4 protein-coding genes and 1 tRNA gene are annotated in these 6,000 nt (G+C 42.0%); 2 read left to right on the forward strand and 3 right to left on the reverse strand.

Features of this window, described 5'->3' with window-relative positions; all coding sequences use genetic code 11:
• Positions 1–157: 157 nt before the first annotated feature.
• Positions 158–1,366 carry an MFS transporter gene (locus AAKU64_RS08930; RefSeq protein ID WP_354330858.1) on the reverse strand — a complete coding sequence of 403 codons (1,209 nt, stop codon included), beginning with the start codon at positions 1,364–1,366 and terminating at the stop codon, positions 158–160.
• A 546-nt stretch (positions 1,367–1,912) separates the two neighbouring features.
• Between AAKU64_RS08930 and AAKU64_RS08935 the strand changes: the two genes are divergently transcribed.
• Positions 1,913–2,920 carry a hypothetical protein gene (locus AAKU64_RS08935; protein WP_354330856.1) on the forward strand — a complete coding sequence of 336 codons (1,008 nt, stop codon included), beginning with the start codon at positions 1,913–1,915 and terminating at the stop codon, positions 2,918–2,920.
• Between the two features lie 77 nt (positions 2,921–2,997).
• Here the strand turns inward: AAKU64_RS08935 and AAKU64_RS08940 are convergent, their stop codons facing one another.
• Both AAKU64_RS08940 and AAKU64_RS08945 read right to left on the reverse strand, forming a co-directional pair.
• Positions 2,998–3,828, reverse strand: a complete 831-nt coding sequence (locus AAKU64_RS08940; RefSeq protein ID WP_354330854.1) for a hypothetical protein — start codon at positions 3,826–3,828, stop codon at positions 2,998–3,000.
• Positions 3,829–4,405: 577 nt separating this feature from the next.
• Positions 4,406–4,482: transfer RNA gene (locus AAKU64_RS08945), tRNA-Pro, on the reverse strand.
• Between the two features lie 263 nt (positions 4,483–4,745).
• Between AAKU64_RS08945 and AAKU64_RS08950 the strand changes: the two genes are divergently transcribed.
• On the forward strand, positions 4,746–5,879 hold the full coding sequence (locus tag AAKU64_RS08950) for a M14 family metallopeptidase (RefSeq protein ID WP_354330852.1): 1,134 nt from the start codon (positions 4,746–4,748) through the stop codon (positions 5,877–5,879).
• The last annotated feature ends 121 nt before the right edge of the window (positions 5,880–6,000 follow it).

Genomic DNA, 6,000 nt, shown 5'->3' on the forward strand with positions numbered 1-6,000 from the left:
GCTAATCAGAGTTCAATTGATGACGTTAAATATACTAAGGGTAAGTATATTTAATTGTCCATATAATCATTGGACAATAAGACATATTATTAAAAAATTAGGGGGAGTATATTGATTTTCCTACTATTCTCACCTTCGATTCAACCGGCAGTTTCAACTACGATTTACTTTTACGCTGATCAAATAAAAACTTCATCAACGCAATGCTGGCGATCAAACTGCCGACGGTGCCGACCCACATCCAGCCACCGTTAACGTACAAGCTACTGCCAATACCCGATCCGGTTGCACCACCGGCAAAAATACAAGTCATGTAAATACTGTTGATGCGACTTCGACTAGCCGGGTCTAGCGCATACACTTCCCGCTGACCAATCACCATACTGATTTGCACGCATAGATCCAGCAATACGGCAGTGATTCCCAATCCGATCACACCTAAAGCGGGGATCATAAGCGAAGGCCAAAAACTCAAAATGGCACCGATCATCGCCATCAAACTACCGATGCGCCCATGTCCCGCATCTGCAAGCCTGCCAGCAAACGGCGCAGCAAATGCACCGGCAGCGCCTACCAAAGCAAACAGGGCTATCTGCGTTTGAGAAAAACTAAAGTGACGCGCCAGCTCCACCGGTGCAACCGTCCAGAATAAGGCCATAGAGCCAAACATGCTCGCTTGATAAAACGCTCTTTGTCGCAACACCGGCTGGTAACGAAATAGTGTCAGTAAAGAGCGCAATAACTGAAAGTAAGTGGCAGAATGTGCTGGCTGGCGTTTAGGCATTGTCACCAGCAGCAACACAACAATCAGCACCATTAATACGCTGGCCATCAAAAATACGGCGCGCCAGCCGAAGTGATCAGCGATCAGACTCGCAATTGGACGCGATAGCAAAATACCGAACAACAGGCCACTCATGACACTACCGACCACGCGACCACGGGTAGATTCATCCGCCATATGCGCCGCCAGCGGTACGATCATTTGCACCGACACGGAGCTAAATCCGATGAGGATAGAAAAGAATAAAAAAACATTGGGGCTATGTGCGGTCGCCGCACCCACCAGACTCACCATCGCAACGACCAAAGTGCTGACCATGAGCTTACGGTTTTCCAGCAAATCACCGAGCGGTACCAGCAACAACATCCCAAGCGCATAACCTGCTTGCGTCAGAGATACGATCAAGCTGGCAACGCTATCGGTCAAGCCGATTTCTGGCGCAATCAGCTCAATCAACGGTTGAGAATAATAAATATTAGAGACTATCGCACCACAACAGAATGCGAAGAACATCACTAAATTTTTGGTCAGTACTGGTTTAACGGGCGTGTTTTGGTTGGAAGAATACGATGAGCTGGTCATGGAAGTGCCGATATGTCTGATATAAAAATGTAGGACTGATGCAAAGCCATGTGGTCAGCTTTGCATCAGTCCTACAAAAAAGAGTTAGAACGCAACTGGTTCAATGCACTCTAGAATACTCGAATCAGCAATTTGGCGTTGACTGGTCAGTTACAGAACTGCCCTGCAAAAATTGTGAAATAGTTATGTGGTCATTGCTAACTAAATAAGATGATTTTTATAGTACCTACAAAATTTTATGATCACTTATGCGATATCGCTTTTTTCAGAATGCAGATGACTTAGCGGCATAACTTTGAGCAAACAAAATTTTGCCTACTCAAAAGTACCTCTTCGGACGATAAAAAAATACTTTGCCGACCTAGGCATGGATGAAGAAATTTCAATAATTGAAATTAACTCTCAATATAATTTTGCTCCTAAGTATTTCATCTAGCGCAATAATAGGTTGAGTAAGATTTAAAGGCCAAATATTAGCGAATTAAAGTGATAAATTTTATTATTGTACAATTGCAACTTTACATAACAAAGCCTTCGGAGAACTAGATGCGTTTTAAACATTTTTACATGGTGCTTGTTTTTTTTAGCCTTTTCACGGGAATTGCTCGGGCAAACTCCCCTGAGTCAGGTTGGTGGTGGAATCCTGCTGAAGGCGGCAGAGGGTACTCAATAGAAATTCAAGATAATCAATTGTTTTTTGCCGCCTATTCATATGATTCAAATAAACAGCCGGTGTGGTACTACAGCTCAGGAACATTGACGGGAGATTCTTCTTACTCAGGACGTGTCGTAAAAGCTGTCAACGGTGCATGTTTTGGCTGCTCAGAAGGAGCGCCGCAGAGTTTGGACGTAGGGTCAATGTCAATTAACTTTAATGGTGGGAAAGATGCGACCCTAAACATACTTGGATTTACAACTAACATAACGCGATTTGATTTCGTAAATGGTGATAATACCAACTATCCAAATGCTTGCTATGGAGAATGGGCAGCTACGATGGGTAACGCTTCTTTCCCAGTTTATTATGGTGAACGCATGAGATTTCAGAATGTATATAACTCTGGTGGAACCACTTATTTGTCCGGCAATCGGGCTGGAGCTTCCGGAGCTAATAACATCGCATTATGCAGCTATAGTCCTTCAAATAAAACTTGGGGTGTCCTTGTCGATTCTTCAACCAACTACTATGAATATTTTAGTTTTCAATTTACTGGGTTTAATCGAATGGAAGGAACGACATGGACATTTCTCAAGGGCACTACATTATCAGGCAATGGCCTCAATTTTGTCGCGTTTAGAACGGCGTCAAAAAGTTCTGTTCTAGGTCAAGGTGGACCAAGTACAACTAAATTAATCTCACCTAAAAGTGTGGCCCAAATTCGAGAGGGTTCGACGATAGTTTTAGATCCAGCTGTCGTTCAAAAGATAGCGAACCTGCGATCTGCGCATGATAAATCTATCGCAGATTATATGATTCAAAATGGTCCGGTTTTACCAACACTACAGACTAATTTATCCAACTTACAGCGAGCAATGACTACAATGCAAAAGTAGCTGTATATCCCATTCAGGTACTGAGCATTTGTGAGATTGACTTTTCGCTATATCTGCGCGATGTTTCCAAAGTCAATCTAATTTTTAAAGCCTGTAAATACAGCACCCTCGACTCCATCGGGCTGCATGGTCAAGACATATAAGCGTTTGGTATTTGGTTCAAAATATGCGTGACCGGTAACATTGATTTTTGCAAAAGTACATGGCACGTCGTCAAAAATAATACTTGCATTGAATACATTTCCCCTCTGATAAGGCGCGAAAGATCCAGAGAAAGTACATCCGTTGTTAGTTGTGCCTTTGAGAGCGCCACTTGCATCTACTGTGAGAGTGGTTAAATCTCTACTTGGCGGTAGTGTTGCTTGATAATCAGAGCTTCCAAACGAAATAGCTCCGCTATAACTTCCGACGACATCCAGTAAATTAGCTACTTGTTGATATTGTGGCTCATAACTTAAAACATCAAAATCAACAGTAAATGCAAGGGGTAAATGATTTATCGAGCTGCTAAGTAATCTAGGGCCATTAATGCCATAACTTGAGGTAACTATAGATCCTTGAAAAGAATAAACAGGGTTGGGGGTATAACCCTTGTCGGATACGCTTACGAATCGAAAATAATTTGACCTAAAAACGCCGTCAGATAAACTACCTTTTCCTGTAGCGAAATAAGCAATAGTTGATGAATCTTGATAAGCGAATTGGACTATATAAAACGTACCATCGTTCAAGATTAGTTTGGAAACTTTGGATTTTTCTGATATTGACATTCCATCATATAAGCCTTCAGCTCCAACAAGAGCAAAAGGGTCTGGTTGGGATTTTGTGTCACTGCCACCACCACAAGAGGTAAGGATAAGGCTGAAAACCATAGAAATGGTTATTTTAGAAAATCTTACTTGGAACATATTTTTCCTGAAGTTGTATGAGTGTTTTTTGAGTAATGTGATTAATCATAATTGCTTATTAAATAAGTATTTACTAAATAATAACATAACTGTTCGACCCTACTCACATTGTCTAGGCCTAAATTTAAATTATTAATATGGCAATTAAATGAGGTGGTGATGAATTTATAACTTTCGGTGAAGAACATTAAAAAAACCAGCTTACAATTTTTACAAGTTATTATTTTTACGACTTTGGATTCTGTTTGTTTTTGAAATTTTAATCATCCTTAATCTGAGTAGATAGGAGTTAAGAAATGTCCACAAAACTAAGGGAAGCTCACCTAACTTTCTCAGCCTGGATGCATTTTAAATAATTCGCTGGCTGGTTTATTTTTTGGAATTTTGTTACAAACTTGTCCATGACTGCTAGATGTAGCAGGGTTTGTTTTAGATTGGTTATTTGTATCTCGGTCAAATCGATGAGCAATATTTTTTCTTATTCAACATATGTTTTTCAATCTGGGGGCAAAGTAGAGTAAAAAATTGAAAAATAAAAAAGGACTAACAGAAATAAATCTGTAGTCCTTGTTCTAATTGGTCGGGACGGAGTGATTCGAACACTCGACCCCGTGCACCCCATGCACGTACGCTACCAGGCTGCGCTACGCCCCGACACTAAGCGAAGGATTATAGTGCATGCTTAGGTTTTTTTCCATGGAAAATTATGGTCGTTTTATGCGGTGTAGTTTATGAATGGTAAAGACTTGAATTACCTTGATATGCTCTCGCATGCTATTGCGTGAGTCGATATTTATCTAAATTTGACTAAATTATTTTCACACTTAAGCAAAACCTGTGACAATAGTGATCTTATTGCTGCATCTATGTTGCGGCCCTAGCCGATCAATTTTAAATATGAAAGTGTAGAACAAAGTATGTCCATCAAAATTAGTCAAAACTTTGACGCAGGTGCTATTGAGGTTGTGAGCGCGGTGCAGGCTGATGCGATTGAATTGAAGTTGCGTAAAGATTCGCATGCTGATATCGCACAATGGTTTTACTTTCGGTTGCAAGGGGCACGTGATCAGGATGTGGTGATGCGTGTATTGAACGCGGGCGACTCTACTTACCCGGCGGGTTGGCAAAATTATCGTGCGGTAGCAAGCTACGACCGCGAGAACTGGTTCCGTGTGGACACCGAGTTCGACGGTAAAGTGATGACGATCAGTCACTCCCCCGAATTTGATAGCGTGTATTACGCTTATTTTGAGCCGTACAGCTGGGAACGCCATTTGGCGGTATTGGGTAGCGTTGAGCAATCACCTTTGGTTCGTGTAGAGGATTTAGGCAGCACGGTCGATGGCCGCGATTTGAATATGATCGTGGTCGGTGATCCTGCTGCCACTAAAAAAGTCTGGATCATCGCACGTCAGCATCCGGGCGAGACAATGGCCGAGTGGCTGGTAGAGGGCACTTTAAACGCCTTGATCGATGTTGCGAATCCGATTGCGCGCCGTATCTTGGATCAGGCAGTTTTATATATTGTGCCGAATATGAATCCAGATGGTTCTGTACGCGGTAACCTGCGCACCAATGCAGCGGGCGCTAATTTGAACCGCGAGTGGATGACCCCATCGTTAGAAACTAGTCCGGAAGTTTTTCATGTGAAAAATAAAATCCATGAAATTGGTTGTGATTTGTTTTTGGATATCCATGGTGATGAAGCCTTGCCATATAACTTTGTCGCTGGCAGCGAAATGTTGGCGGGCTTCAGTGAAAAACAGGCGGCTGATCAGCAAGCATTTGTAGATAGTTTTGTGGCCGCTAGCCCAGATTTCCAAACCAAGTTTGGTTACGAGGCGAGCAAATACAATGAAGACGTATTGAAACTGGCATCCAAATACATCGGCCATACTTTTAAATGTGTATCTCTAACCTTGGAATTACCATTTAAAGACAACGCTAATTTGCCAGATTTAGAAGTCGGCTGGGATGGCGCGCGTAGTATGAAATTGGGTGAAGCAATGTTGCAGCCGATGTTGACCGCCTTAAACAATGTGACGAAGTAAGCTTTAAAACTAAGTTTAAAACTAAGGAGGTTCTTGCAAAACGAAACACCGGAGAGTAATTTTATTGCGAGAAGCGCAAAATAGATGAGAAAGGAGCGGCCATTTCTGGCAAGATGAAAGT

The sequence above is a fragment of the Undibacterium sp. GrIS 1.8 genome (genome assembly GCF_040544445.1).
In the GTDB taxonomy this organism is placed as follows: Bacteria; Pseudomonadota; Gammaproteobacteria; order Burkholderiales; family Burkholderiaceae_D; genus Undibacterium.